Genomic DNA, 2,204 nt, shown 5'->3' on the forward strand with positions numbered 1-2,204 from the left:
CTTTGGCCCCGCCCCCTACCCCCCTTTTGTAAACGTGGCTTTCTCACCCGTCCCCGCGGCCCTTCGGGCGGCGGGGAGAGGGGAAAGGGGGGGAGGGGCTTGGCCCTCTGGCTGTAGAAAGCTCAGGGCGCTGGGTGTATGGCCTGCTTGTCCAAAGTCCAGAAAGCAATGCTTTGCCCATTTTTTCATTTGGGGGTTTTCAGGAGCGAGGAGCAGTGTGGGGGGCCTTTGGCTCCCACACCGCCCCCGAAAGATTTTTTTCTCCCCTCTCCCCACAGCCCTCTGGGCCGTGGGGAGAGAGAGGAAGGGCTATCCCCTTCAGACCGGCCCAGCCCCAACCCCCCAGAAGAACCTTGGGCAAGCCAGAGAGGGAACCAAAGGCTCGATCCCCCTCCACATTTCTGGGCCACAGAGCAGCGTGGGGGGCAGAAATATTTGAGGCAGTGGGACGAGGGGCGAGGTCGCCCGTCCCACTACCCCTAAACCATCGCAACCAAGCTGGATGCTCGCCGAAGAAAGGCTGGCGGCGAGGTTACTTCCCTACGGAAGTCACCTCCGCTGGACCGATCCGTTTGCCCTTGAGGACGGCACGCACAGCGTCGGCAAAGCGGTTCAGGGTTTCGTCGACGACTTCAGGGGTATGGGCCGCGCAGGTGAACCACGGTTCCCGCGGGTCCACCTCATACATCACTCCGCGCTCATAGCACGCCAGACCGATCTCGGAGTAGAGCTCGATGTCGCTGCTCACGACGTCCCGGTGATCCCTCGGAACCCCTTCGAAGTTCAGCAGGAAGCTGAACATGTTGGGGTGGCCGGAGACAGCGTGGGGGATGCCAGCCTCGGTCAGGATCTCGCTGATCCCCTTCATCAGCCGTTCGCCGGCCCGGGCAGCCCGCTCCAGCGCGTCGGTCGTCTCCAGGATCTCTAAGGTGGCATCCGCCGCGGCGGTGCCCACCACGTTCCCGTTGTAGGTCCCAGCGTGGGCCACCGCCCCCGGCTCGATGGTCATCATCACCTCCCGCTTGCCGGCGATGGCCGAGATCGGGAAGCCGTTCCCCAGCGCCTTGGCGTAGGTGACGAGGTCCGCCCGCACCCCGAAGAACTCCTGGGCCCCGCCCCGGGCGATGCGGAAGCCGGTCTTCACCTCATCGAAGATCAGGACGATACCGTATTCGTCGCACAGGCGGCGCAGGAAGGGAAGGAACTCCGGGTGGGGCATGATGGCCGCGCTGTTGCCCAGCATGGGCTCCACGATGATGGCCGCGATGTCCCCCCACTTCGCCTTCACGGTTCGCTCCACCGCTTCGAAGTCGTTGAAGGGCAGGGTGATCACCAAGTCGGCGATGGCGCGGGGGATGCCGGAGCTGGCGGTGACGGGGATGGGGTGGCGACGGCTGCCCAAGGGCTGGCGGAGGGCCATGGCGGTGGAGAACAGCAGGTAGTCGTGGTGGCCATGATACTGGCCCTCAAACTTGATCACCTTCTCCCGCGCCGTGTAGGCACGGGCGATCCGCAGGGCATGCATGGTGGCCTCGGTTCCTGAGTTCGAGAAGCGCACCATATCCACGCCGGTCATGCGGATGATCCGTTCGGCAACCCGGATCTCCCAATCCGTAGTGGCGGCGAAGATCACGCCGTCGCGGATCGCCTGGCTGACCCGATCCACGACGGCGGGATGGCCGTGGCCCAGGATCACCGGGCCGTAGCCCAGGCGGTAATCCACATAGCGGTTGCCGTCCAGATCGTAGATGTAAGGGCCCTCACCGCGGCTGACCACGATGGTGTGGTCGTCGCCCCAGTAGCGGAAGTTCGAGGTGACGCCCCAGGGCATCACCTCCTTCGCCCGACGGAAACGCTCACGGGTCTTCGGCCAGCGATGCATAGCAACCTCCAGATTTCATAAGATCATAAAGGACTGCCCAGCCATTCGAGAGGCCGGGGGGTCCACGAATGGGGCACGAATACACGAATAATTCGGGCATTCGTGCTCCATCCGTGGACACCCTCCCTCCGACCCAAGGCGCGGCCTTCATTCCACCAGGATCTCGATCCCCCGCCGGGCTAGCTCCTCAAAGAACCGCTCCGGGGGGGATCGCCCGTTCCGGCGGAACCACGCCACGGACGGCGATCTCGCCCTGGGCGATCATCTGAGCCGCAATGCTCAGGGGAACACCGATGTTACGATAGTAGGCGGCTTCCCCGCC

Annotated in this window: 1 protein-coding gene; it reads right to left on the bottom strand. The window is 64.3% G+C overall.

Features of this window, described 5'->3' with window-relative positions:
• Positions 1 to 532 precede the first annotated feature (532 nt).
• Positions 533 to 1,882 carry a guanitoxin biosynthesis PLP-dependent transaminase GntE gene (gntE, locus tag NZM16_RS06945; RefSeq protein WP_295448917.1) on the bottom strand — a complete coding sequence of 450 codons (1,350 nt, stop codon included), beginning with the start codon at positions 1,880 to 1,882 and terminating at the stop codon, positions 533 to 535.
• Positions 1,883 to 2,204: the final 322 nt, after the last annotated feature.

Source organism: Thermoflexus sp. (assembly GCF_025055495.1).
Lineage (GTDB): Bacteria > Chloroflexota > Anaerolineae > Thermoflexales > Thermoflexaceae > Thermoflexus.